Raw genomic sequence first — 25,684 nt, forward strand, 5'->3', positions numbered from 1 at the left:
CCACCCCGGCCGGCCTCGGACCCGCCGGGCTCGCGCGGATTCGGGCCCGCCACCCCGAAGCCGTCGCCGAGGCCGCCGCCCGCCGCAGGCGCAGACCGCTGCTGCGCGGCGACGGCGGGCGGCTCATGGTGATCGCCGCCGATCACCCGGCCCGCGGCGCGCTCGGTGTCGGCGGCGACGCGCTCGCCATGGCCGACCGGGGCGACCTGCTCGACCGGCTGCGCCTCGCCCTGTCGCGGCCCGGCGTCGACGGGGTGCTGGCCGGCGCCGACGTCCTGGAGGACCTGCTGCTGCTCGGCGCCCTCGACGGCAAGGTCGTCATCGGCTCCATGAACCGCGGCGGCCTCGCCGGGGCCTCCTTCGAGATGGACGACCGGTTCACCGGGCACCGACCCCAGGACCTGGCCCGGCTCGGCTTCGACGCGGGCAAACTGCTGCTCAGGATCGACTACCAGGACCCGGGCTCCCTCGACACCCTGCACGCCGCCGCCCGCGCCGTCGACTCCATGGCCGAGCGCCAACTCCCCGTGTTCGTCGAGCCGTTCATCTGCCGGCGCAGCCACGGCAAGGTGCGCAGCGATCTCTCGGCCGGCGCCGTCACCCGTTCCATCGCCATCGCCTCCGGCCTGGGCGGCACCTCCGCGTACACCTGGCTGAAGGTGCCCGTCACCGAGAACCCCGACGACATGGCGCAGGTCATGGCCACCAGCACCCTGCCCGCGGTGCTGCTCGGCGGCGACATAGGGGACGACCAGGACGCCGCGTTCGAGAAGTGGCGCGGCGCGCTCCAGCTGCCCACCGTGCAGGGGCTCGTCGCCGGGCGCTCGCTCCTCTACCCGGCCGACGGCGACGTCGCGGCGGCCGTCGACACCGCCGTCGGACTGCTGTAGCCGCAACCGCCGCCGAAGGGTAGGGATCGGGCATGGATCACCAGGAACTGTTGGTACGGGCGGGGACCTCGGCCCACGGCGCGTACACCCTCGACATCGACCCGGCGCGGGCCGGGTGGGCCTACTCCTCGCTGCGCGTGCTCGACCTGCCGCCCGGCGGCTCGCACGGCTTCGACGCCGGCGGCAGCGAGTGGCTCGTGGTGCCGCTCGCCGGCGGCTGCACGGTGCGTGTCGACGGGCTCGACCTCGAACTGGCCGGACGCGAGGGCGTGTTCGCGGGGCCCACCGACTTCGCCTATGTGCCGCGTGACGCGCACGCCCGGATCTCCTCCGGCGCGGGAGGCCGGTTCGCGCTGACAGGAGCGCGCTGCGAGCGACGGCTCCCCGCTCGCCGCGCCCCCGCGCCGGAGGTGCCCGTCGAGGCGCGCGGGTCGGGCACCACCGCCCGTGCCGTACGCAACTTCGCCGCCGCCGGCGCGTTCGCCTGCGACCGGCTCATCGCCGTCGAGGTCATCACGCCGGGCGGCAACTGGTCCTCGTACCCGCCGCACAAGCACGACGAGCACCGGCCCGGCCACGAGAGCGAGCTGGAGGAGATCTACTACTTCGCGTTCGAGCGGCCGGACGGCTACGGCTACCAGCGGATCTCGCCGTCCCGCCCCGGCGGCGCGGAGCTCCTCGCCGAGGTGCGCTCCGGCGACGCCGTCCTCGTGCCGGACGGCTGGCACGGGCCGTCGATCGCCCAGCCCGGCAACGCCATGTACTACCTGAACGTGATGGCGGGACCGGGGCCGGACCGGGAGTGGAAGATCTCCTTCCACCCCGATCACACGGAGGGATACCAGTGACCGAGGGACCAGTGACGGAGGGACACCAGTGACCGGTGCCACGCGCCGCCTCACCACCGCCCAGGCGCTGATCGCGTTCCTGGCCCGCCAGTACACCGCGTGCGACGGCGTCAACCACCGTCTGATCGCGGCGACTTGGGGGATCTTCGGGCACGGCAACGTCGCCGGGATCGGGCAGGCGCTGCTCGAAACCGGGCCGGAGGCCATGCCCTTCCACCAGGGCCGCAACGAGCAGGCCATGGTGCACGCCGCCGTCGGCTACGCCCGCCAGTCGGGCCGGCTCTCCGCGCACGCGGTGACCACCTCGATCGGGCCCGGCGCCACCAACCTGGTCACGGGCGCGGCCCTGGCCACCGTCAACCACCTGCCGGTGCTCCTGCTGCCCGGCGACACCTTCGCCACCCGCCCCGCCGACCCGGTCCTGCAACAGCTCGAAGTCCCGTACGCGGGCGACGTGTCGGTCAACGACTGCCTGCGGCCCGTCTCGCGCTACTTCGACCGCGTCGCCCGCCCCGAGGCGCTGATCCCGGCCGCCCTGAACGCGATGGGCGTCCTGGCCGACCCCGCGAATACCGGCGCCGTCACCCTCGCGCTCCCGCAGGACGTCCAGGCCGAGGCGTACGACTGGCCCGAGGAGTTCTTCCGCGAGCGGGTGTGGCCGGTGCGGTCGACCGCAGTGGACGCTTGCGAACTGAGCCTGGCGGCAAGGGAGTTGGCTGCCGCCAGGCGGCCGTTGATCGTCGTCGGCGGCGGGGTGCGGCACGCCCGCGCCCAGGGCGAGCTCGACGCCCTCGCCCGGTCCACCGGCATCCCGGTCGCGAGCACCCAGGCCGGCAAGGGCGCCCTCGACCACGACCACCCCCAGGACGTGGGGGGCATCGGCCACACCGGTACGGCCGCCGCCGACGAGCTGGCCCGCACCGCCGACGTGGTGCTCGGCGTCGGCACCCGCTGGACCGACTTCACCACCGCCTCCGCCACCCTCTTCGCCGGCCCGGACGTCCGCTTCGTCAACCTCAACATCCGGCCCGCCGACGCGCACAAGATGGGCGGCAGGCAGCTCGTCGGCGACGCCCGCGCCGGGCTGGCCGCGCTGCACGAGGCGCTGAAGGGGCACCGCGTACCGGCGGAGTACGAGGCCGAGTGCGCGCGCCTGAAGGGGGCGTGGGAGCGCCGGGTCGACGCCGCGTACACCCCGGCGTCCGACGCGGCGCGCCCCACCCAGGCCCAAGTCCTCGGCGCACTCGACACGTTGGTCACCGGGGACGACATCCTGATCAACGCGGCGGGCTCGCTCCCCGGCGACCTCCACCAGCTGTGGCGGACCCGTTCGCGCGACCAGTACCACGTCGAATACGGCTACTCCTGTATGGGCTACGAGATCCCCGCGGCCGTCGGCGTCGCCCTCGCGGCGCCCGGCCGGCCCGTCTGGGCGCTGGTCGGCGACGGTACGTATCTGATGAATCCGACCGAAATCGTCACCGCCGTGCAGGAGAACATCCCCATCAAGGTGGTGATCCTCCAGAACCATGGGTACGCCTCGATCGGCGGGCTCTCGGACGCGGTGGGGGGTGAGCGGTTCGGCACGGCGTACCGGTACCGCGGGTCGGCGGGCGCCTACGACGGCGCGCCCCTGCCGGTCGACCTCGCGGCCAACGCGGCCTCGCTCGGCATGCGGGTGCGGCGCGCCGAAACCGTGCGTGACCTGCGAGAAGCCCTCGCGTGGGCGCGCTCGGCGGACGTTCCCACATGTGTCTACGTGGAGACCGAAACGCCCGACACAGTGTCGGGCCCGCCCCCGTCCCAGGCGTGGTGGGATGTGCCCGTGGCCGAGACCGCGACCCGTCGGTCGGCGGTCACGGCCCGCGAGGAGTACGAACGGCACGTCACCGCCCGACGCCGCCATCTGTGAAGGAGCACTTGGACATGACGAAGACCGTCCACCACTGGATCGGTGGCAAGACCGTCGAAGGCACGTCGGGCAACTTCGGCCCGGTGACCGACCCGGCGACCGGCGAGGTGACCACGCGGGTCGCCTTCGCCTCGACCGAAGAGGTCGACCAGGCGGTGGCCACCGCCAAGGCGGCGTACGCGACCTGGGGCACGTCCTCGCTCGCGCAGCGCACCACCGTCCTGTTCGCGTTCCGGGCGCTGCTCGACGCGAACCGGGACGCCATCGCGGAACTGATCACCGCCGAGCACGGCAAGGTGCACTCGGACGCGCTCGGCGAGGTCGCCCGCGGTCTGGAGATCGTCGACCTGGCCTGCGGCATCACCACCCAGCTCAAGGGCGAGCTGTCCACGCAGGTCTCCAGCCGGGTGGACGTGGCCTCCATCCGCCAGCCGCTGGGCGTCGTCGCGGGCATCACGCCGTTCAACTTCCCGGCGATGGTGCCGATGTGGATGTTCCCGCTCGCCATCGCGTGCGGTAACGCCTTCATCCTGAAGCCGTCCGAGAAGGACCCGTCGGCGTCGATGAAGATCGCCGAGCTGCTCGCGGAGGCGGGGCTTCCCGACGGCGTCTTCACCGTGCTGCACGGCGACAAGGTCGCGGTCGACGCGCTCCTCGCCCACCCGGACGTGGCCGCGGTCTCCTTCGTCGGCTCGACCCCGATCGCCCGCCACATCCACACCACGGCCTCCGCCAACGGCAAGCGGGTGCAGGCGCTCGGCGGCGCGAAGAACCACATGCTGGTGCTGCCGGACGCCGACCTCGACGCCGCCGCCGACGCCGCGGTCTCGGCCGCGTACGGCTCCGCGGGCGAGCGCTGCATGGCGATCTCCGCGGTCGTCGCGGTGGGCGCGATCGGCGACGAGCTGGTGGAGAAGATCCGCGAGCGTGCCGAGAAGATCAAGATCGGCCCCGGCAACGACCCGGCCTCCGAGATGGGCCCGCTGATCACCGCGGCCCACCGCGACAAGGTGGCGTCGTACGTGAAGGGCGCGGCGGCCCAGGGCTCCACGGTCGTCCTCGACGGATCCGACCACACCGTCGACGGCTTCGAGAACGGCCACTGGATCGGCCTGTCCCTCCTCGACCACGTGCCGACCACGTCGGACGCCTACCGCGACGAGATCTTCGGCCCGGTCCTGTGCGTGCTGCGCGCCGAGACGTACGAGGAGGGCCTGGCGCTGATCAACGCGTCGCCCTTCGGCAACGGCACCGCGATCTTCACCCGCGACGGCGGCGCGGCCCGCCGCTTCCAGCTGGAGGTCGAGGCCGGCATGGTCGGCGTCAACGTGCCGATCCCGGTGCCGGTGGGCTACCACTCCTTCGGCGGCTGGAAGGACTCGCTCTTCGGCGACCACCACATCTACGGCAACGACGGCACGCACTTCTACACCCGCGGCAAGGTCGTCACCACCCGCTGGCCCGACCCGGCGGACGCCCCCACGGGCGTAGACCTGGGCTTCCCCCGCAACCACTGACCCACCCCGGCCGGCGCCCCGACCCCGCCTGCCCCTCGGACCCCCGCCGGTGTCGGCCGCCGGGGGTCTCGGCGTGCCCCATAGGTGGAAGGTACTGGTTTCTGTACAGATTTTGGTACAGCCGGAGTACGCTGGTCGCATGGCGAAAATCCCCGAGGTGGTCACGGTCAGCGATGCCCGCGTGGGTCTGTCCCGGATGCTCGCGGAGTTGGAGCACGATGGCGCAGGGGCAGAGCCAGTGCTTATCGGGGCGCACCGCAAGCCCCAAGGGGTCCTTCTCTCCGTGGAGGCGTACGAGGCCCTGACCGGCCGTGCGGCGCGGCGGACGGCCGTCGATTCGGCCACCGGGTCGCTGGCGGCCGAGGGGCTGACGACGACGGACGAGTCGGTCCACGACACGGAGGCATACGTCGCGGGGCGTATGTCCGCCGATGATCTCGTAGCGAGAGCGGTGTCCCGCCATGCCACCGCAGCCGCGAGGCGCGCCGGGTGACCGACCCCTACGTCACTCCGAGCGGTGTCCTGCGCAACCGGCTCGGAATCGACGACGCCGACTTGCTCGCTCGCGCCGAGGCGGACATCAGCCACGCCGAGCTGGTGCGACTGTCGGAGCGCCCCTTGGAGGGGGCGTACGACATGAAGCACCTGCAGGCCTTCCACGTCGCGATCTTCGGAGCGATCTACCCCTGGGCAGGTGAGCTGCGCGTGGTGGAGATCTCGAAGTACACCCCGTTCTGCCCGTCCAGGAATCTGGTCCCCTTCGGCGACGAGGTCTTCGGCAGGCTCGCATCAGGCGGCTACCTGCGCGGCCTGGGGCGGACGGAGTTCGTCGACGCTCTGGCTGACCTCTACGGCGATCTCAACGCGCTCCACCCTTTCCGTGAGGGCAACGGCCGCACCCAACGAGCCTTTCTGGCCCAGTTGGCTGCGGACGCGGGATACGAGCTGAGGTGGGCCGGTCTGGACCCGGCGGAGAACGAGCGGGCGAGCATCAAGAGCTACCTCGGCGACAACGGCCCGCTCCTGCGCATGCTGGATGCCCTGCTCGTCACCTGAAGCCAGGGACCGTACCGAACGGCTCGGGCGATCGCGCCGCGCCTCGTGTGCCGGACCCGGGCCGTCCAGGCGTCCGCGGCGTAGGACTGACATGGCCGAGCGGTGACCGCGGCAGGTGTCAGGGGGCCCGCCATCCGCGGCCGAGCGTCCCGCGCGGGGGCCGTACTCGTCCGTACCGCGGAAAGTTGTCGACGAACTTCGATGCGGACGCTACGGTTCCCGTACCGGTCGATCCTCGTGTCTTGACGCGCTCTTAACGCCGAAAAGCGGCGTCCCTCGCGGCCGGATCTTCGGATTCCGCAGGTAACCCCCTATTGACCTGCGGATCTGCGAAGGATTGCATAACGGCACCCCGGGAGCCCCGAACGACTTCACCATCCGCCCTTGGAGGCGATACCGCTCCCGCGGACCGGACACCGCACCAGTCGATCGGAACCGCACGATGACGGAAACGCTCAGCGCCCCCCATGCGCTCGCCCCCGCGACCGGACCCGCCCCCAAAGAAGCACAGAAGCTCAAGCGGTCCATCGGCGTCGTGGGCGGCACCCTGCTCACGCTGTCCTGTGTGACCCCCGCCTCCACGCTGTTCGTCGTCGTGCCGGACCTCTTCGCCACTCTGGGTACGTACACCGCCCTCACCATCGCCATCGGCTCGCTGCTCTGTATCGCCGTGGCGTTCTGCTACTCGGAGCTGGGCACCCTCATCCCCAGTGCGGGCGGCGAGTACGCCATGGTGTCGACGATGGCCGGACGGCTCGCGGGCTGGCTCGTGTTCGTGCTCTCGCTGCTCGTCGTGATGATCGTGCCGCCCGTCATCGCGATGGGCACCGCCGACTACCTCGCGCCCATCGTGCACATACCGGCGCCGGTCGCCGGCGGCGCGGTCATGCTGCTCGCCACCCTCGCCGGCCTGCTCGACCTGCGCGCCAACGCCTGGATCACCGGCATCTTCCTGGTGCTCGAAGTCATCGCGGCCGGCGTCGTCGCCGTCCTCGGCTTCGCCCACAGCCAGCGCGGCGCCTCCGCCCTCGTACACGGCACGGTCGCGGGCGACGGGCACACCACCTCGACGGTCACCGCGATGATGGTGGTCTCCGGGCTCGCCATCGCCCTCTTCATCACCCAGGGCTTCTCGACCGCCGTCTACCTCTCCGAGGAGCTGGAGCACCCCCGGCGCAACGTCGCCCGCACCGTGCTCGCCACCCTCGCCATCTCCACCGCCGTGATCCTGGTGCCCGTCATCGCCATCACGCTCGGCGCCCCCGACCTCGCGGCCCTCACCAGCGGCAACCTGAGCGACATGGTCAACGCCTGGTCGAACTCGGCGGTCGGCACCTTCGTCAGCCTCTGCGTCGCCCTCGCCATCATCAACGCGGGCATCGTCATGGTCATCCAGAACTCCCGCGTCCTGTTCGCCTCCGCCCGCGACAAGGCATGGCCCGAGCCCGTCAACCGGGGCCTGTCCCGGCTCGGCCGGTTCGGCTCCCCGTGGGTGGCGACCCTCCTCGTCGGCGTCCCCGGCGCAGCCCTGTGCTTCGTCAACCTCGACACCCTCTACGGCGTCACCGGCGTCTCCGTCACCGCCATGTACCTGCTGGTCGCCGTCGCCGCCCTGCTCTGCCGGCGCGGCGCCCACAAGCACGTCGCCGCCTGGCGGATGCCGCTGTGGCCCGCGGTGCCGGTGCTGCTCATCGCCGTACTCGCCTACATCCTCACCCAGCAGGAGACCCGGTACCTGGTGTGGACGGGCGGCATCGTCGCGGTCGCCACGCTGTACTGGGCGCTGTACCTGCGGCCCCGCCGCGACACCCGCTGGCTGGTCAGTATTCCCGAGGACGCGCAGAGCTGAGGCCCCTAGGGTGTCGTCCATGACACTTGATCATGCGACGTACTGCGACCAAATCCTGCGCCAGAGCGAAGAGTTGAGGTCCCACCTCGCGGGCGCCGACCTGACCGCGGCCGTACCGACCTGTCCCGACTGGACCCTGCGCCAGCTCGCCGTGCACGTGGGCGGCGCCCAGCGGTGGGCCACCGAGATCGTCCGTACCGAGGCGGTCGCCCCCTTCTCGCCGGACAAGGTGCCCGGCGCGGGCGGCCCCGAGGGCGACGACCCGGCCGCCCTGGACGCCTGGCTGGCCGAGGGCGCCGAGAACTGCGCCGCCCTCCTGCGCGAGGTCGGGCCCGACCGTCCGGTGTGGTCCTGGACGGGCCCGGCGACCAGCGCGTTCTGGGCGCGCCGGATGACCCACGAGACGCTGGTGCACCGCGCGGACGCGGCCGGGGCGGTCGGCGCCGCCTACACCGTGCCCGCGGAGGTGGGCGCCGACACCCTCGACGAGTGGCTCGACGTCCTCACCTTCCCCCGTGTGTTCAGGTCCGACGACACCAAGCTCGGTGCGCCCGGCCACTCCCTGCACCTGCACGCCAAGGACACCGGGGCCCAGTGGTTCATCGAGCTCGACGACACGGCGTTCACCTGGCGCCGGGCCGAAGCCGGGACCCATGAGAAGGCGACCGTCGCACTCCACGGCCCCCTCGCCGACGTGCTGCGCGTCTTCTACCGCAGGCTGCCCCTCGACACCCCGACGGTCGAGATCCTCGGCGACGGCGCCGTCCTGGACACCTGGCTGACCGCCACCTCGTTCTGACCCGGCCCCGTTCATCGGCGGGCGCCTACTCCCGACGCGGTACGGGAGCGGGCGTCCGTACTCCCCGGGTACAGCGGCCACCTCCACCCAGCGGCAGCTTCGCTTGTCCGTGCGGGCGCATACGGTTGGGGGATGGAGATCAGCATGCGCAGACGCCGGTGGCGGGTGGCCGCGGGGGCGGCCGCCCTCGCCGCGCTGGCCGGCGCCGGGGTCTGGAGCGCCGGCGGCGCTTCGGGGGCCCCCGCCGTGCACCGTGAGGACCGGGTCCTCGACATGTCCGGAGCGAAGATCGACACGTCGTTCTTCACCGCGGGCAGCCCCGACGGCAAACGGCCCGCCGTGCTGATCGGGCACGGCTTCGGCGGCAGCAAGGACGAGGTGAAGGGCCAGGCCGAACAGCTCGCGCGCGACGGGTACGCGGTCATGACCTGGTCCGCGCGCGGCTTCGGCAAGTCCACCGGCCGGATCGGGCTCAACGACCCGGAGTTCGAGGTCAAGGACGTCTCGCGGCTCATCGACTGGCTCGCGAAGCGGCCCGAGGTACGGCTCGACAAGGCGGGCGACCCGCGCGTCGGTGTGACCGGCGTGTCCTACGGCGGGGCGATCTCGCTGCTGGCCGCCGGATACGACCCGAGGGTCGACGCGATCGCCCCGGAGATGACGTACTGGAACCTGTCGGACGTCTTCTTCCCCGACGGCGTCTACAAGAAGCTCTGGGCCGGGATCTTCGTCTCCACGGCGGGCGGCTGCGAGAAGTTCCAGCCGGAGCTGTGCGCGATGTACAACCGGGTCGCGACGGCCGGGCAGCCCGATGCCGCGGCCGAGAAGCTCCTGGAGTCCAAGAGCCCCTCCGCCGTGGGCGACCGGATCAAGGTGCCCGCCCTGATCATGCAGGGCCAGACCGACTCGCTCTTCCCGCTCGACCAGGCCGACGCCATGGCCGGGCGCATCGCCGCCAACGGCGCCCCGGTCTCCGTCGACTGGATCGCGGGCGGACACGACGGCGGCGACCGCGAGAGCGGACGCACCCAGGCCCGCGTCACCCAGTGGTTCGACCGCTACCTCAGGGGCGACAAGAGCGCCGCCACCGGCCCCGCCTTCCGCGTCACCCGCACCGGAGGCATCAACTCCACTGATGGATCGGCCCAGTTGAGGGGCGCCTCCACCGGCGGCTACCCGGGCCTGGAGAGCGGACGCCGGACGATCGCGCTGACCGGCCGCGAGCAGGGCTTCGACAATCCGCCCGGCGGCGCGCCGCCCGCGATCTCCGCGGTCCCCGGCCTCGGCGCGGGCCTCACGGGCCTCTCCTCGCTCGGCGTCGGCCTCTCCCTCGACTTCCCCGGCCAGTACGCCAAGTTCGACTCGGCGCCGCTGACCACCGGCCTCCATGTCACCGGCGCACCGACCGTCAAGCTCAAGGTGGCGTCGAGCACCGACACCGCGGTCCTGTTCGGGAAGGTGTACGACGTCGGCCCCGACGGCAAGCAGCAGGTGCTGCCGTCCCAACTCGTCGCGCCCGTACGGGTCGACGGCGCGAAGGGCGGCAGGAGCGTCGAGCTGACCCTGCCCGCCGTCGACCACAACGTCGAGGCCGGCCACCGGCTGCGCCTGGTCGTCGCCGCCACCGACCTCGGCTTCGCCTCCCCGGCCGCGCCCGCCGCGTACACCGTCTCCCTGGACGGCGGCGCCCTGAGCGTGCCCACCGTGCCGGCCCTGCGCACCGCGTCGGCGGGGCTCGCCTGGTGGGTGTGGGGGCTGCCGCTGATCGGGTTCCTCGTGGGCGGCGCCCTGCTCGTGACCCGGCGCACGCACACCCCCGCCCCCGATCCCGAGCTCGCCCAAGTGCCGCTCCACATCACTGACTTGACCAAGAAATACGCCAGGTCCAGCGACCGGTACGCCGTACGGGAGCTCTCCTTCCGGGTGGAGAAGGGCCAGGTGCTCGGGCTGCTCGGGCCCAACGGCGCCGGCAAGACCACCACCCTGCGCATGCTCATGGGCCTCATCCGGCCCGACGGCGGCGAGATCCGCGTGTTCGGGCACGCCATCCGGCCGGGCTCGCCGGTGCTGTCCCGGGTCGGCGCGTTCGTCGAGGGCGCCGGCTTCCTGCCGCACCTGTCGGGCCGCGAGAACCTGGAGCTGTACTGGGCGGCGACCGGCCGCCCCGCCGGGGACTCCCGCATCGAGGAGGCCCTGGAGATCGCGGGCCTGGGCGACGCCCTCCAGCGCGCGGTACGGACGTACTCGCAGGGCATGCGCCAGCGCCTCGCCATCGCCCAGGCCATGCTCGGCATGCCGGACCTGCTGATCCTCGACGAGCCGACCAACGGGCTCGACCCGCCGCAGATCCGCGAGATGCGGGACGTGATGATCCGGTACGCCGAGGGCGGCCGCACCGTGATCGTCTCCAGCCACCTCCTGTCCGAGGTCGAGCAGTCCTGCACGCATCTGGTCGTCATGGACCGCGGCCGTCTCGTCCAGGCCGGCCCGGTCGCCGAGATCACCGGCGCGAGCGACACCCTGCTCGTCACCACCGCCGAAGCGGTCCCCGCGGCCGTCGTCGACAAGGTGGGCGCCCTGTCCGGCATCGGCTCGGCGCTCCGCACCGACGAGGGGCTCCTGGTCCGCCTCGACGGGGCGACCACCACCGAGCTGATCGCCGAACTCCTGCGTCTGGACGTGCAGGTGACCGGAGTCGGCCCGCACCGCCGCCTGGAGGACGCCTTCCTCACCCTGATCGGAGGGTCCGCGTGAGCACCCTGACAGAGCCCCCGGCCACCGGATCCCCGGCCGCCGAGACCGCACCCGGCTACCGGCCTGGCCGCACGCTGCCGTTGCGCGTCGAGGCGCTGCGGCAGCTCAAGCGCCGGCGCACCCTGGTGATGGGGGCGGTGCTCGCCGCGCTGCCCTTCGTGCTGATCGTGGCGTTCGCCATCGGCGGCACCCCGAGCAGCCGCAACGGCCGGGTCACCCTGATGGACACGGCGACCGCGTCCGGCGCCAACTTCGCCGCGACCTGCCTGTTCGTCTCGGCGGGCTTCCTGCTGGTGGTGCCGGTCGCCCTCTTCTGCGGTGACACCGTCGCTTCGGAGGCAGGCTGGTCCTCACTGCGCTATCTGCTCGCGGCGCCCGTGCCCCGGGCCAGGCTGCTGTGGTCGAAGCTGGTGGTGGCGCTCGGGTTCAGCGCGGCGGCGATCGTGCTGCTGCCCCTGGTGGCGCTCGCGGCGGGGACCGCGTTCTACGGCTGGGGGCCGCTGGAGATCCCCACCGGCGGCTCGCTCGGCGCGGGCCAGGCGCTGCCCCGTCTCGCCGCGGCGGTCGCCTTCGTCTTCGTGTCCCAGCTGGTCACCGCGGCGCTCGCGTTCTGGCTCTCCACCCGCACCGACGCGCCGCTCGGCGCGGTCGGCGGGGCGGTCGGCCTGACCATCGTCGGCAACGTCCTCGACGCGGTGACGGCGCTCGGCGACTGGCGGGACTTCCTGCCCGCGCACTGGCAGTTCGCCTGGGCCGACGCGCTCCAGCCGCACCTGGAGTGGGGCGGCATGGTGCGGGGCTCGGCGGTCTCCGTCGCGTACGCGCTCGTCCTGTTCGCGCTGGCCTTCCGGGGGTTCGCCCGCAAGGACATCGTGTCGTAGGACCCGGGTCCCGGGGAACACCGGCCGCCTTCGCACCACCCGGAGTACGGGGGTGCGGAGGCGGCCGAGGTCTTACGGGGCGAGGCGCTGATCAGGCCGCGAGGAGCTTCTCGTACCCGACGAGCCGCACGCACGCGGTCAGGCCGAGGATCGCCTGCTCCAGCTCTGCCAGGCCCGGGTAGCTGGGCGCGATGCGGATCGTGGCGTCCCGCGGGTCGTCGCCGTACGGGTGCGTCGCACCGGCCGGGGTCAGCACGACGCCCGCCGCGCCGGCCCGCGCCACGACCTCCTTGGCGCAGCCCTCGGGCACTTCGAGGGTGACGAAGTAACCGCCCTTGGGGACGGTCCAGGTCGCGAGGCCGGTGCCGCCCAGCTCGCTCTCCAGGATGCGCTGCACGGTCTCGAACTTCGGCTGGAGCAGTGCGCGCTGGCGCTCCATGTGGGCGCGCACACCGTCCGCGTCGCGCAGGAAGAGCACGTGGCGCAGCTGGTTGACCTTGTCGGGGCCGATCGAGCGCTTGGAGTTGTTGGCGAGCAGCCACTGCACGTTGGCGGGCGAGGAGCCGAAGAAGGCGACGCCCGCGCCCGCGGCCGTGATCTTCGAGGTGGAGCCGAAGACGAAGGCCCGGTCGGCGTGGCCGGCCTCGGCGCAGGCGCCGAGCAGGTCGGCGATCTCGGTGGGCTCGTCGGTGAGGTGGTGGGCGACGTAGGCGTTGTCCCAGAAGATCCGGAAGTCGGGCGCCGCGGTCTCCATCCGGGCGAGCCGGGCCACCGTCTCGTCGCTGTAGCTGACACCGCTGGGGTTGCTGTACTTCGGCACGCACCAGATGCCCTTGATGCCCGCGTCCTCGGCGACCAGGCGCTCGACGACGTCCATGTCCGGACCGGCGTCGGTCATCGGGACCGGGATCATCTCGATGCCGAACCGCTCGCAGAGCGCGAAGTGCCGGTCGTAGCCGGGGACCGGGCACAGGAACGCGAGGCGCTCCTGGTCGACCCAGTGGGACTCGGCGCCGGGCACGACGCTGAGCATCGCGTGCACCAGACAGTCGTGCATCAGCTCCAGGCTGGAGTTGCCCGCGGCGAGCAGCTGCCCCGCCGGCACCTGGAGCACCTCGGCGAAGATCTCGCGGAGCTCCATGAGGCCCTGGAGGCCGCCGTAATTGCGCACGTCGGTGCCGTCGGCGGAGGTGAAGCGGCCGCCGGGCAGGCTGAGCAGGTCCTCGGAGAGGTCGAGCTGCTCGGGCGCGGGCTTGCCCCGGGTGAGGTCGAGCTTGAGACCACGGGCGGCCAGGGCCTCGTAGTCCTTCCGGGCCTGGTCGAGCAGCCCGGCCAGGGCGTCGGAGCTCAGCTCGGTGGTCATGGTGTTTCCTCTCGCGGGGCCGCACACGCGCGGAACGGCCAGGGGGTGGGTGCGCCGTGTCGAGCTTACAAACCCTCCCCTGAGCACCGGACGACCGGGCCCTTTAAGTGGGGAGTGTTCCCCGGTTATGGTGGGGGAGACGGCGGTGGAGCGGGGCTCCGCTGTCGGTTCGGCATGGGCGCCCGCTGCGGAGGCGCCCTGGGACCAGGGGGGCGCGGTGGCAGGGCGTGGCGAGCGGATGGCCGACTGGGCGGACGGGCGGGTGGGGCTGCACCGGGCCGCCAGGGGCACCATGCGCAAGATCTTTCCGGACCACTGGTCGTTCATGCTCGGCGAGATCTGCCTCTACAGCTTCGTCGTCATCATCCTGACCGGTGTCTGGCTCACCCTGTTCTTCAAGCCGAGCATGACGGAGGTCGTCTACGACGGCGCGTACGTACCGCTCCACGGGCAGCGCGTGTCCGAGGCGTTCGACTCCACGATGCACATCAGCTTCGAGGTGCGCGGCGGGCTGCTGATCCGGCAGATCCACCACTGGGCGGCGCTCGTCTTCATCGCGGGGATGTTCACGCACATGATGCGGGTGTTCTTCACCGGCGCCTTCCGCAAGCCCCGCGAGGTCAACTGGCTCTTCGGGTTCGGCCTGCTGTTCCTCGGCATGCTGGACGGCTTCTTCGGCTACTCGCTCCCCGACGACCTGCTCTCCGGCACCGGCATCCGCTTCATCGAGGGCGTCATCCTGGCGGTGCCGGTGGTCGGGACGTACCTCCAGATGTTCCTGTTCGGCGGCGAGTTCCCCGGCACCGACATCGTGCCGCGCTTCTACAGCCTGCACGTGCTGCTCATCCCGGGGATCATGCTGGGGCTGCTGGTGGCCCATCTGATCCTGGTCTTCTTCCACAAGCACACCCAGTTCGCGGGTCCCGGGCGCACCAACGAGAACGTCGTCGGGATGCCGCTCATGCCGGTGTACCTGGCGAAGGCCGGCGGCTTCTTCTTCCTCGTCTTCGGCGTCATCGCGGCCGTCGCGGCGATCGCCTCGATCAACCCGATCTGGGCGTTCGGCCCGTACCGCCCCGACCAGGTCTCCACGGGCGCCCAGCCCGACTGGTACATGGGGTTCGCGGAGGGGCTGATCCGGGTGATGCCCGGCTGGGAGGTCACCGTGGGCGGCCACACCCTCGTCCTCGGCGTCCTCGTCCCCTTCCTCCTCTTCCCGGCCGTCCTCGGCCTGATCGCGGTCTACCCCTTCGTGGAGGCGTGGATCACCCGGGACACGCGCGAGCGCCACCTCCTGGACCGGCCGCGCAACGCGCCCGTACGCACCGCGCTCGGCGCGGCCTGGATCAGCCTGTACCTCGTCACGCTGGTCGGCGGCGGCAACGACCTGTTCGCCACGCACCTCCACCTCTCGCTCAACGTGATGACGTGGACGGTGCGGATCGGGTTCTTCGTGGTGCCGGTGCTGGTCTTCGAGGTCGCGCGCCGCTGGTGCCTGGGCCTCCAGCGGCGCGACCGCGACCTGGTCCTGCACGGCAGGGAGACCGGCCTCGTGAAGAAGCTGCCGCACGGGGAGTACGTCGAGCTGCACGAGCCCCTGTCGGCGGCGCGGCTGCACACGCTCACCGCGCACGAGCAGCCCCGGCCGGCCGCCGCCGGGCGCGGCTCGCTGCGGGCCAGGCTCTCGCGCGCGTACTTCGGCGAGGGCGGACAGGTCGCGAAGGCGACGCCGGGGGAGCGCGAGGGGCTGGCGGGTGCGCACGGCGGGGGCGGCGAACAGGCCGGGGGCGAGCGTGCCGGGCGTGGAGGCTCGGGGCGGTGAGCGGGGTGGGGAGGTCCTCGCTCCCTCGCGCTTCCGCGCGCGGGGCGTCCCGCAGCGCTGTCGAGGTCGGTCAACTTGCCTCCGCCAAGCGGCTGTTGGTGACCACGCGTGACGGGGGTGCGGCCGGTGCGGCGAGGACCGATGCCGTGTGGGTGATCCGGGACGGCCCGGCCCTCGGCATCCTCGTACCGACGTCCTCCCCGCTGGCGGGCCGGCTGCGCGCGGGGTCGCGGGTCTTGGTCGGCGCCGGTGCCGGGACGCTGTGGGTGCGTCCGGTGTTCCTGGACGCCGAGGGGAGCGTGCGCTACCGGGTCGCGCTCATCGACAAGTACGGTCTGGCCGCCGTGGTACGTCTCGCCCACAGCCGACTGCGCCACGGCCTCGCGGGCACGGTGGGCGTACGCCTGCCGGCCGGCGCGGACGGGCGCCGCCTGATCGGCCCCGACTGGCGGCCGAGCGGGACGTACAGCCTGAACTGAACGACACGAACCACCGCCCCGGCAGCACGGGGGACTGCCGGGGCGGTCCGGGGCGGGGCAGATGCGGCGGGCCGCCGGGGCCGTGCCTGGCGCGGGAGGCAGGCCCCCCGGGAGGCGCCGCACCCGCCGGGGGCCGGGGCATTCGCTCGGGGAAAGGGGGATCGGCCTGCTGGGATAGGGTCGGGGGCCATGGTTTCGCAGGAGAGCAAGAAGAACCCGCCGCTGCGGCGCGACGCCCGGCGCAATCGGGACCTCCTGGTCGCGGCGGCCAGGGAACTCTTCGCGGAGCAGGGGATCAACGTCCCGCTCGACGAGATCGCCAAGCGTGCGGGCGTGGGCAACGCCACCCTCTACCGGCGCTTCCCGACCCGCGGCGACCTGGTCGAAGCGGTCTTCCACGACGACCTGACCGCGGTGATGGCCGCCGGCGAACGCGCCCGCGCGGCCGACGGCGCGTGGGGCGCGCTGACCGCGTATCTGGAGGGCGTCTGCGCGCTGCTCGCCCGCGACCGGGGTGTCGGCGACCTGATGACCACCGGCATCGAGGGCGCGCCGACCCTGGACGCGATCCACCTCCACAACCACACGACGGTGAGCGGGCTGATGCGCCGCGCCGCCGAGGACGGCGAACTGCGCACGGACGTCGTGACGGAGGACCTCCTGTTCGCCCTCAGCGCCCTCGGCAGCTCCCTCCCCGCGATCGAAGCGGTCCGCCCCGGCTCCTGGCGCCGCCACCTGGCCCTCCTCCTGGACGGCTTCCGCGCCACGGCCCAGCGCCCCCTGCCCGAACCGGCCCTGACCGCCGAGGAGACGCAGGACGTCTACCGCCACCTGGGCGGCGAACCACCCACGCCGTGAGGCGGACGCCGCCCCCCGGATCGCGGATGGTCCCGGCCGGGCGGGGCAGGGGTCCGGTATGGGTGAGGACGTGGTGGTGCAGGGCCGGGGGGCGGGGTATCGGTGTGCGTTCGTGCTGGGGGGTGGCGGGGCGCTGGGGGCCTATGAGGTGGGGATGCTCAGGGCGCTGGTCGCGGCCGGCGTGCGGCCGGATCTCGTGGTGGGGACGTCGGTGGGGGCGATCAACGGCGCGGCGTTCGCGGCCGAGCCGACCGCCGGGTCCGTCGAGCGGCTGGGGGAACTGTGGGGCAGCCTCGGGCGTTCCGGGGTGTTCTCGGGGTCGGTGCTGCGGCGGCTGCGGCTCGCCGCGCGCAACCGCACGCACCTCTACGCGTCCGAGCCGCTGAGCGAGCTCCTGGAGACCCGGCTGCCGGCGAAGAACTTCGAGGACCTCGCCGTGCCCTTCGAGTGCGTCGCGGCCGGGATCGAGAGCGCGTCCGAGCACTGGTTCACGCGGGGGCCGCTGGTCCCGGCGGTGCTCGCGTCCTGCGCGGTGCCGGGGCTGCTGCCGCCCGTGGAGATCGACGGGGAGCACTTCCTCGACGGCGGCCTCATCAACAGCATCCCCGTGGGCCGGGCCGTCGCGGCGGGGGCCCGCACCGTGTACGTCCTGCAAGTCGGGCGCGTGGAGCGGCCGTTGAAGGCACCGCGGGCGCCGTGGGAGGTGGCCTCGGTGGCCTTCGAGATAGCCCGGCGCCATCGTTTCACCCGCGACATGGCGGACCTGCCGCCCGGGGTCGAGGTGCACGTGCTGCCCACGGGCGCCTCGTCCGACCGGGGCGAGGACATCGCCGGGCGCAGGTTCCGCCACCGCGACTTCGGGCGCTCCTGGCAGCGGATGGAGTGCGCGTACGAAGCGTCGGCCGCCTATCTGGAGGCGGCGGGCAAGCCCGCGCCCCGCACGGACGACGGCGCTCCATGAGCCGCGCGGCCGGCGTGCGCGATGTCGCCAGACGGTGCGTCACCGTGCCCGCGTTCGTCGCCCTGGTCCCGCTCGCCCTCGCGCTGCTGCTCGTGACGGTGGCGCTCGCCCCGCTGTCGCTGCTCGCCGGCCGGCGCGGACGCGCCTGGCAGCCGCAGCGCCTGGCCCTCTACGCCGTCGTGTACCTCCTCGCCGACCTCACCGGGGTGGGCGCCGCGCTCGTCGTGCGGCTGCGCTGCCTGGGCGGCGGCGCGGCACGGCGGGAGCGTCTGGTGACGCTCAACTACCGGCTCCTCGCCCGGCTCCTCGGCTTCCTCGTGGGCTGCTCCCGGCGGATCTTCGCGCTGAGCGTGGAGGTCGACCCGCCGCTCCCGCGGCCCGGCGCCCGGCCGCCGGACGGCATGGTCGTCCTCGCCCGCCACGCGGGGCCCGGGGACTCCATCCTGCTGGTCCACGGCCTCCTGTGCGGGGCGGGCCTGCGCCCCCAGGTCGTCCTCAAGGAGTTCCTGCGCTGGGACCCCTGCATGGACCTGGTGCTCAGCTGCCTGCCGCACTGCTTCGTCCCGCGGCATGCCGACACCGACGGGCGTACGCCGGACGCCATCGGCGCCCTCGCGGCCGGGCTGCGCCCGGGTGACGCGCTCGTGCTGTTCCCCGAGGGCGGCAATTTCACCGAGCGGCGCCGAAGCCGGTCCATCCGCTGGCTCGTCCGCACCGGCCAGCTGCGGAGGGCGGCCCGCGCGCGGCGCCAGCACCACGTCCTGCCGCCGCGGACGGCGGGCCCGCTGGCCGCGCTGAGCGGGGCGCGCGACGCCGGGGCGGCCGTCGTGTTCGTCGCGCACACCGGGCTCGACCACATCGACTCGCCGTCGCGCCTGTGGAGTTCGATCCCGCTGCGCCGCCCGGTGCGCGCCACGTGGTGGAGCGTGCCCGGCCGGGCGATACCGACCGGGCCGGAGGCCCGCGAGCCGTGGCTGACCGGCCAGTGGGCGCGCGTGGACGCGTGGATCGGCCGGCAGGGGAGCGAGAGCGCGCCGCCCCGCACCGCGCCGCCCCGCACCGCTCCCTCCTGACAGGACACCCGGGTCGTACGTCACTGACCTGGCCCGAAATCGACGCGCGAGCCCCACGCCGCCGCGCGCACCGGCCCCCGCACCGGCCGCGCACCGCCTCCCGCCCGGCCCCCGTCCGGCGAATGGTCCGGAGAGCGGCAGGGAGAGTGGTCTGGAGCGCGACCTGACCCGTTCGCAGACTTGGGGCACAGCCGTTCGGAGTCCGCGCGCAGTCGTGTGCGGACCCAGCGAAAGCCGAGACGGGGGTCACTGTGGCGGCGTTGCCCACCACCATGCCCGGCGGACCAGAACGTCCGCCTTCCGTGATCGTGGGCTACGGTCACGCGGGCAGAGATCTGCACCATGCGGCGCTGCGCACCCTGCACGGGGCGGACCGCACGGTCTTCGTGGTCGACCCCGCGCTGCGGGAGGCGCCCCCGGGAGTCCGCCTGCTCCCGTCGCTGCGGGCCGTGGCCGAATGCGGTCCGGTGGCGCAGACGGTCTTCCACGTCACCACCCCGCCCGGCGCCCACGTCGCCTGCGTCGAGCGGCTCGTGGCGCTCGGGGCCCGGCGCGTCATCCTGGAGAAGCCGATCGCCCCGACCGCCGAGGAGAGCGCGCGGCTGCGCGGACCGGCCGGACTCGCCACGATCCTGCCGGTCAGCGTCTGGCCGAACAGCCGGGTGACCCGCGAGGTGCGGAGCATCATCGCCTCGGGCGAGATCGGCGAGCCCGTGGCCCTGTTCATGGAGCAGAGCAAGCCCCGGTTCGGCCGCACCTCCTCGTCCGACGCGCACCACACCGCGTTCGAGGTGGAGCTGCCCCACCAGGTGCTCCTCGCCCTCCACCTGGCCGGGCCGCGCGCGCGGATGCTGTCCTCGACGACCTGGGCCATGCCGCTGCCGGACCGGGTGATTCCCGGGATGGGCGGCGCCGTGCTGCGCCTGGAACACGAGAACGGCACCGTCAGCACCCTGCTGAGCGACCTCACCTCCCCGGCCCGGCGCCGGCATCTGCGCGTGACCGGCACCCGGGGGGAGATCGCCGCCGACTTCCCGGTCGGCGCCGACGACCCGTTCGGGCAGATACGGATCTCCGGCAGGCCCGGCCGCACCGTGGTCGAGGACGCGCCGCTGACCCGGTTCGTCGAGGCCGCGTACGCCTGCTTCACCGGCGAAGGGCCGCCGCCCCCGGCCGGGCTCGACCTGCACCAGCGGGCCATCGGCCTGCTGGAGCAGGCCCGCGAAAGGGCCGTGCCGGCGGCCTTCGAAGAGGCGGTGGCGGGATGAGGATCGCGATCGTCGAACCGCGCTCGGCCGGCCATCAACTCGTCGACCGGTCAGCCGAGTTGGGGTACGACACCATCGTCCTGACCGCGGGCCACGGGGAGCGCCGGGTGCCGGACGCGCAGCTGGCCCGTGCGAGCCAGGTGGAGTCCGTCGACACCAACGACGAGGCGGCCACGCTCGCGCGGCTGCGCAAGCTGCACGAGCAGCGGCCCCTCGACGCCGTCGTGCCGGGCTTCGAGCACTACGTGCCGCTCGCCGCGACCGCCGCCGCCGGCCTGGGGCTGCGGGGTCTCTCCGCCGCCACCGCCCTCGCGCTGCGGCACAAGCACGTGATGCGGGACGTCCTCGCGGCCCACGGAATCGACCAGCCCGGCCATGTGCTCGTCACGGACGAGGCGGAGCTCGCCGCGGCGACCGCCGCCGTGGGCCTGCCCTGCGTGATCAAGCCCGTCGACCAGTCCGGCAGCCTCAACGTCCGCAAGGTCGCGACCCCGGCCGAGGCGCGCGAGGCGTTCCGCAGGATCCACGGGTACGGCGTCGGCTATCTCGACCGGGCGGGGCTGCCCCTGGTGCTGGTCGAGGAGTACGTGCCCGGCGCCGAGTTCAGTGTCGAGGGGTACGTCGACGACGGCGCCGTGGTGGTGCTCGGCATCACCGAGAAGCAACTCGGCCCGGAGCCCTGGTTCGTGGAGGTCGGCCACCTCCTCCCGGCCCGGCTCGACCCCGGCACCGCCCGTACCGTCGAGCGGTACACCGTCGACGTGGTCCGCGCGCTCGGCCTCGAACTCGGTCCGTTCCACGCCGAACTGAGGCTCTCCGACCGGGGACCGCTCCTGATGGAGGTCGCGGCCCGGCTGCCCGGCGACCGCATCCCCGACCTGCTCAGGCTGGCCACCGGGGCCGACCTCTACGCGATCACCCTGGCCTCGTACCTGGGCCTGCCCGGCCCGCCCGAGCCGTCCGGGCCCGGCACCGGGCACGCGGGCATCCGCTTCTTCCTGCGGCCCGGACTCGACAGCTACCGGCGGATGGAGATCGCCCCCGAGCTGCACGCCGACCCCCGGCTGCGGGAGATCGGCGCGCTCGTCGCGCCGGGACGGGCGGTGCCCGCGCAGGGCAGCTCGGCCAGCCGCCTCGGCTACGCCCTCGCCGCCACGACGAGCTACCGGGCCACCACCGAAGCGCTCGACGCGGCGGAACTCGGAACGCGCTTCGCGTAGCCGCGTCCCTCGTTGTCCCTCACTTGTCCCCCACGGAATCGGAGCACGCCATGGGACGCCACGTCCTGATCCTGAACCGCTGGAACAACCGGTTCGCCGAGTACCACCGCTACCTCGACCACCGCGTGGACCGGGTGAGCTACGTGACCACGGCGGCCGGCGCCGGCCCCCTCGACGCGGCGCTCGCCGAGGAGATCACGGTGGTGGCCGATCTCGGCGACCGGGCCGCGGTCGCCGCGGCGGCCGCCGAACTCGCCGACCGGCACGGCCCGTTCACGCACGTCCTGGCGCTCTCGGAGTTCGACCTCGAACTCGGCGCCGAACTGCGCGAGCGCCTCGGAGTCCCCGGCAAGCGCCCGGAGGAGGTGCGCCTCGTGCGGGACAAGGTCGTCATGAAGGCCGCGGTCGCCGCCGCGGGACTGCGCGTGCCGGCCAACCGCGCCGTCGAGAACGCCGACGACGTACGGGCGTTCGCCGCCGGGGCCGGCTTCCCCTTCGTCCTGAAGCCGCGCGGTGGCGCGGACAGCCAGGGCGTGCACGTGCTCCAGACCGTCGAGGCGATGGAACGCGCCCTGGCGGAGGAGGAGTTGACCGGGTTCCAGTGCGAGGAGTTCATCGACGGAAACCTCTACCAGGTGGACGGCGTGGTCTCCGGCGGCGTCCTGCGGACCCTCCGCAGCTGGCGGTGCATCGGCTCCTGCCTCGACTTCGCCGAAGGCTCGCCGTTCGGGTCCGTCGCCAACGACGACGCCGCGTTCGAGTCCCGCGTCGTCGAGTTCACCGAAGGTGTACTCGCGGCCCTCGACCTGACCGACGAGGTGTTCCACCTGGAGGTCTTCCGTAGCGCCGGCACGGACGAACTGGTCTTCCTGGAGATCGGCGCGCGGGCCGGCGGCGGGCAGGTCAGGTTCGTCTGGGAGGAGGTGTACGGGCTCGACCTGATCGAGGCGTCCGTCCACGTCCAGCTGGGCATCGAGCGGACGTACCCGAAGGCGGAGATCGGCGGCGAGGTCGCCGGATACCTGATGATGCCCGAACCGCCGGTCCGCCCCGCCGTGGTGCACCGCGTGGCCCCGCTCACCGGCGCCGTCCCCGAGCTCTACGCCGAGACGCTGCCCCCGGCCGGCACGGTCCTCGACGGCAACGGCGGCGCCGTGCACACCGCCGGCACCTTCCGCTTCCGGGCGGCGACGGCCGAGCAGGTGCGGGCCGCCATCGAGACCGCCGTGAAGCTGTACGAGATGGACTGGTCGCCCGCGGAGGGCACCGATGGCTGAGCCCGCCCGCGCCCCCCGGACGCTCTGGGGGCACGCCGACTTCCTGCGGCTGTGGGGCGGCCAGACCGTCGCCCTGTTCGGCACCCAGATCACCCTGCTCGCACTGCCGTTGACGGCGATGCAGCTCCTCGACGCCTCCGCGGGACAGCTCGGACTGCTGAACGCCCTCGAATACCTGCCGGTCGCCTGCGTCACCCTCCTCGCGGGCGTGCTCGCCGACCGGGTGCGCCGCCGCCCGCTGCTGATCGCGGCCAACCTGGGGCGGGCCCTGGTGCTCGCCCTCGTCCCTGTGGTCGCCTGGACGGGCCATCTGTCGATGGTCCTGCTCTACGTGGTGGCCTTCACGACGGGCCTGTTCACGGCGCAGTTCGACGTGGCGTACCAGGCGTTCCTGCCCACTCTGATCGAGAAGCGGCTGCTGGTCGAGGGCAACAGCAAGCTCCAGTCGAGCCAGTCCATCGCCCAGACCGCAGGGCAGGGAATGAGCGGCGTGCTGATCCAGCTGCTCACCGCTCCCGTGGCGGTGGTGGTCAACTCGGTCGGCTATCTGGTCTCGGTCGCCTCGCTGCTGACCATCCGCACCCCCGAGCCGGTGCGGACCGGCCCGCGGCGCAGCATCCGGGCCGAGCTCATGGAGGGGCTGCGCGTCACGCTCGCCCACCCGGTCCTGCGGGTCGTGATGGTCGAGTCGGCCTGGTTCAACCTGATGTGGGACGTGGTGCTCGTGGTGATGCCGATCTACGGCATCCGCTCGCTGCACCTCGGCGCGGCCGGCCTCGGCCTGGTGATAGCGGCGGGCAGCGTCGGCGCCTTCGCCGGCTCACTGGTCGCCGGACGGCTCGGCCTGCGCCTCGGGACCGGGCGGGCGATGGCGGTCGGCATGATGATCGCCAGCGTGGCGCTGCTCCTGCTGCCCGCGGCGGCCGGCTCGAAGCCGCTGGTGGTGACGCTCCTGACGGCGGGATACGTGATCAACGGCTTCGGCATCACCGTCTTCAACGTGCACTCGGTGGCGCTGCGCCAGGCGCTGGTGCCGATCGAGCTGACCGGCCGGGTCAGCGCCACCTACCGCTTCGCGGCGTTCGCGGTGATCCCGGTCGGCGGCTTCACGGGCGGTCTGCTCGCCGAATGGCTGGGCCCGCGCGCCGCGTTGGCGGTCACGGTGGCGGGTCTGGTGATCGGCGCGGTGGCCTTCCTCGGCTCCCGCGTGGTGCGGCAGGCCGACGCGCACACCGTCGAGCCGATGGAGGAGCGGGCGCTGGTCACCGCGGGCGACCCGGCTCAGGCGCGCTGACCCCGTACAGGACGGCCGCCCCGATCACCAGCGCCCCGATCACCGAGGTCGGGGCCAGGTGGCTGGTGCCGAGCAGCGGTCCCAGCAGGACGGCGGTGAGCGGGACGACCCCGGCGAACAGGCCGGCCCGGTCGACACCGAGCAGTCCGATGCCCGCGTACCAGAGGAAGAAGGCGAGCGCGGTGACGACCAGGGTGAGGTAGCCGAGGGCCAGCCATTCGGCGGCCGTGGGCTGTTGCAGGGCGCCCGCGCCCTCCGTCACCGCGGCGGCCACCGCGAGCATCGGCGCGGCGGCCAGGCAGGCGAAGGCCGAGAGGCGCCGGGGGCCGAGCGCCGGCAGCAGGCCGACGGCCAGCAGGGAGAAGCAGCATTCGCAGGCGAGCGCGCCCAGCGCGTACAGCAGGCCGGTGAGCGAGCCGTGGCCGAAGGCCTGGATCACGCAGACCCCGGCGGTGGTGACGAGCGCGGAGAACGCGATCCGGGCCGAGGGCCGCTGCGCGGAGCCGAGCGGCCCGGCGACGGCGAGGACGACCGGGGCCGCGCCGACCACCGCCCCCACCGTCGACGGGTCGGCCCGCTGGACCGCTTCGAGGAGGCAGACGTTGAAGCCGGCCATGCCGGTGGCGGCCAGTAACGCGATCCTGGCCCACTGGCGCGGAGTGAGCCGGACACCGGGGGCCGAAGCGCCGCGGCGGGCGAGCAGCAGAAGGAGCCCGGCGACCACATAGCGCCATGCCTGGCCGGAAAGCAGCGGATATTCGGTGAGCACCGGACTCACGGCCGCCGAACTGCCGACCGCCACCATGGCGGTGGCGGCGCAGATACTTCCGCGTGCCGTGCTTGCGTCAAGGGACATGGAAGAAAGTTAACGGCGGGTTGCCGAGTTGACGCGCAGTCCAATCCGGGTCCGGATCACCGGACCAATTCAATCCAATGGAATGTTGGAATTCAGAGAGCGGGACAGATGTTCGTCAAGATCTGTGGTTTGAGTACGGCGCCCGATATCGCGGCCGCCGTCGACGCCGGTGCCGACGCGATCGGCTTCGTATTCACGGAAAGTCCACGCCAGGTCGGTGCCGACGTGGTCCGGCGGCTGGTCGACGAGGTGCCGGACGGCGTGCTGACGGTGGGCGTGTTCCGGGACGAGCCGCTCGCACACGTCCGCGAGACGGTGCGCGCCGCCGGGATCGGGGCGGTGCAGCTGCACGGCACGCACCCGCCGGCGGCCTTCGCCGCGCTGCGGGAGCTGGGTCTCACGCTGGTGCGTGCCACCGCGGCGGCCTCGGCCGCGGGCGCCGCCTGCGGGGAGTTCGGCGAGGACCTCCTGATCCTGGACTCGCCGAGCCCGGGTTCGGGGGAGCCGTGGGACTGGTCCGCGCTGGGCGCCGCCCCGCCCGCCGGCCGGTGGATGCTGGCCGGCGGCCTCGGCCCCGGCAATGTGCGCGAGGCGATCGGGGCGGCACGCCCGTGGGGCGTGGACGTGTCGAGCGGGGTCGAGGCGCGCAGAGGCGTCAAGGACCCCGCTCTCATCGAGGAGTTCGTCCGCCGCGCCAAGGCGTGACG

General features: G+C 73.1%; 22 protein-coding genes. 20 read left to right on the plus strand and 2 right to left on the minus strand.

The annotated features are described in order from the left end of the window. The first annotated feature begins 38 nt into the window (after positions 1 to 38). The 10 genes from OOJ98_RS03465 to OOJ98_RS03510 all read left to right on the plus strand — a co-directional run bounded on the left by OOJ98_RS03465 (position 39) and on the right by OOJ98_RS03510 (position 12,506). Positions 39 to 890: a deoxyribose-phosphate aldolase gene (locus OOJ98_RS03465; RefSeq protein WP_267055493.1), complete on the plus strand. Its 852-nt coding sequence runs from the start codon at positions 39 to 41 to the stop codon at positions 888 to 890. 32 nt (positions 891 to 922) lie between these two features. Then, positions 923 to 1,738, plus strand: coding sequence for a 5-deoxy-glucuronate isomerase (gene iolB / locus OOJ98_RS03470; protein WP_267053121.1), 816 nt, complete (start codon positions 923 to 925; stop codon positions 1,736 to 1,738). A 28-nt stretch (positions 1,739 to 1,766) separates the two neighbouring features. Then, positions 1,767 to 3,650, plus strand: coding sequence for a 3D-(3,5/4)-trihydroxycyclohexane-1,2-dione acylhydrolase (decyclizing) (gene iolD, locus OOJ98_RS03475; RefSeq protein ID WP_267053122.1), 1,884 nt, complete (start codon positions 1,767 to 1,769; stop codon positions 3,648 to 3,650). 14 nt (positions 3,651 to 3,664) lie between these two features. Then, positions 3,665 to 5,167, plus strand: a complete 1,503-nt coding sequence (locus tag OOJ98_RS03480) for a CoA-acylating methylmalonate-semialdehyde dehydrogenase (RefSeq protein ID WP_267053123.1) — start codon at positions 3,665 to 3,667, stop codon at positions 5,165 to 5,167. 139 nt (positions 5,168 to 5,306) lie between these two features. Then, complete coding sequence (locus tag OOJ98_RS03485; protein ID WP_267053124.1) at positions 5,307 to 5,660, plus strand: type II toxin-antitoxin system Phd/YefM family antitoxin; 354 nt, start codon at positions 5,307 to 5,309, stop codon at positions 5,658 to 5,660. Continuing rightward, positions 5,657 to 6,223, plus strand: coding sequence for a Fic family protein (locus tag OOJ98_RS03490; protein WP_267053125.1), 567 nt, complete (start codon positions 5,657 to 5,659; stop codon positions 6,221 to 6,223). The genes OOJ98_RS03485 and OOJ98_RS03490 overlap by 4 nt, the downstream gene beginning before the upstream one ends. A 442-nt stretch (positions 6,224 to 6,665) precedes the next feature. Beyond that, complete coding sequence (locus tag OOJ98_RS03495) at positions 6,666 to 8,072, plus strand: APC family permease (RefSeq protein WP_267053126.1); 1,407 nt, start codon at positions 6,666 to 6,668, stop codon at positions 8,070 to 8,072. 19 nt (positions 8,073 to 8,091) lie between these two features. Then, positions 8,092 to 8,871: a maleylpyruvate isomerase family mycothiol-dependent enzyme gene (locus tag OOJ98_RS03500; RefSeq protein ID WP_267053127.1), complete on the plus strand. Its 780-nt coding sequence runs from the start codon at positions 8,092 to 8,094 to the stop codon at positions 8,869 to 8,871. A 144-nt stretch (positions 8,872 to 9,015) separates the two neighbouring features. Continuing rightward, positions 9,016 to 11,625: an alpha/beta fold hydrolase gene (locus tag OOJ98_RS03505; RefSeq protein ID WP_267055494.1), complete on the plus strand. Its 2,610-nt coding sequence runs from the start codon at positions 9,016 to 9,018 to the stop codon at positions 11,623 to 11,625. Continuing rightward, complete coding sequence (locus tag OOJ98_RS03510) at positions 11,622 to 12,506, plus strand: ABC transporter permease (RefSeq protein WP_267053128.1); 885 nt, start codon at positions 11,622 to 11,624, stop codon at positions 12,504 to 12,506. The genes OOJ98_RS03505 and OOJ98_RS03510 overlap by 4 nt, the downstream gene beginning before the upstream one ends. Before the next feature lie 91 nt (positions 12,507 to 12,597). Here the strand turns inward: OOJ98_RS03510 and OOJ98_RS03515 are convergent, their stop codons facing one another. Further along, entirely contained in the window at positions 12,598 to 13,869 is a 1,272-nt protein-coding gene (locus tag OOJ98_RS03515) for an aminotransferase class I/II-fold pyridoxal phosphate-dependent enzyme (protein ID WP_267053129.1), read from the minus strand. 238 nt (positions 13,870 to 14,107) lie between these two features. Between OOJ98_RS03515 and OOJ98_RS03520 the strand changes: the two genes are divergently transcribed. The 9 genes from OOJ98_RS03520 (at position 14,108) to OOJ98_RS03560 (ending at position 24,121) form a co-directional block, all read left to right on the plus strand. Then, positions 14,108 to 15,691, plus strand: coding sequence for a cytochrome bc complex cytochrome b subunit (locus OOJ98_RS03520; protein ID WP_267055495.1), 1,584 nt, complete (start codon positions 14,108 to 14,110; stop codon positions 15,689 to 15,691). A 98-nt stretch (positions 15,692 to 15,789) separates the two neighbouring features. After that, positions 15,790 to 16,170, plus strand: a complete 381-nt coding sequence (locus OOJ98_RS03525) for a PPOX class F420-dependent oxidoreductase (protein ID WP_267053130.1) — start codon at positions 15,790 to 15,792, stop codon at positions 16,168 to 16,170. 189 nt (positions 16,171 to 16,359) lie between these two features. Then, complete coding sequence (locus tag OOJ98_RS03530) at positions 16,360 to 17,028, plus strand: TetR/AcrR family transcriptional regulator (RefSeq protein ID WP_267053131.1); 669 nt, start codon at positions 16,360 to 16,362, stop codon at positions 17,026 to 17,028. A 58-nt stretch (positions 17,029 to 17,086) separates the two neighbouring features. Then, positions 17,087 to 17,989, plus strand: coding sequence for a patatin-like phospholipase family protein (locus OOJ98_RS03535; RefSeq protein WP_267053132.1), 903 nt, complete (start codon positions 17,087 to 17,089; stop codon positions 17,987 to 17,989). Further along, entirely contained in the window at positions 17,986 to 19,062 is a 1,077-nt protein-coding gene (locus OOJ98_RS03540) for a 1-acyl-sn-glycerol-3-phosphate acyltransferase (RefSeq protein ID WP_267053133.1), read from the plus strand. Before OOJ98_RS03535 ends, OOJ98_RS03540 begins: the two co-directional genes overlap by 4 nt. A gap of 302 nt (positions 19,063 to 19,364) precedes the next feature. Further along, the gene (locus OOJ98_RS03545) at positions 19,365 to 20,330 is read left to right on the plus strand and encodes a Gfo/Idh/MocA family protein (RefSeq protein ID WP_267053134.1); all 966 of its coding nucleotides are present in this window, start codon (positions 19,365 to 19,367) and stop codon (positions 20,328 to 20,330) included. Then, positions 20,327 to 21,550, plus strand: a complete 1,224-nt coding sequence (locus OOJ98_RS03550) for an acetyl-CoA carboxylase biotin carboxylase subunit family protein (protein ID WP_267053135.1) — start codon at positions 20,327 to 20,329, stop codon at positions 21,548 to 21,550. Before OOJ98_RS03545 ends, OOJ98_RS03550 begins: the two co-directional genes overlap by 4 nt. Positions 21,551 to 21,600: 50 nt before the next feature. Next, positions 21,601 to 22,827, plus strand: coding sequence for an acetyl-CoA carboxylase biotin carboxylase subunit family protein (locus OOJ98_RS03555; protein WP_267053136.1), 1,227 nt, complete (start codon positions 21,601 to 21,603; stop codon positions 22,825 to 22,827). After that, a complete protein-coding gene (locus OOJ98_RS03560; protein WP_267053137.1) occupies positions 22,820 to 24,121 on the plus strand; it encodes an MFS transporter in 1,302 nt (433 codons plus the stop codon). The genes OOJ98_RS03555 and OOJ98_RS03560 overlap by 8 nt, the downstream gene beginning before the upstream one ends. Here OOJ98_RS03560 and OOJ98_RS03565 read toward each other — a convergent pair. Then, complete coding sequence (locus OOJ98_RS03565) at positions 24,090 to 24,977, minus strand: DMT family transporter (RefSeq protein ID WP_267053138.1); 888 nt, start codon at positions 24,975 to 24,977, stop codon at positions 24,090 to 24,092. The genes OOJ98_RS03560 and OOJ98_RS03565 overlap by 32 nt on opposite strands. Positions 24,978 to 25,085: 108 nt before the next feature. On the opposite strand from OOJ98_RS03565, the gene OOJ98_RS03570 reads away from it, so the two are divergent. Beyond that, positions 25,086 to 25,682 (plus strand): phosphoribosylanthranilate isomerase, encoded by a 597-nt coding sequence (locus OOJ98_RS03570; RefSeq protein ID WP_267053139.1) that lies wholly within the window; start codon positions 25,086 to 25,088, stop codon positions 25,680 to 25,682. Positions 25,683 to 25,684 lie beyond the last annotated feature (2 nt).

The organism is Streptomyces sp. NBC_00083, from assembly GCF_026343295.1.
In the GTDB taxonomy this organism is placed as follows: domain Bacteria; phylum Actinomycetota; class Actinomycetes; order Streptomycetales; family Streptomycetaceae; genus Streptomyces.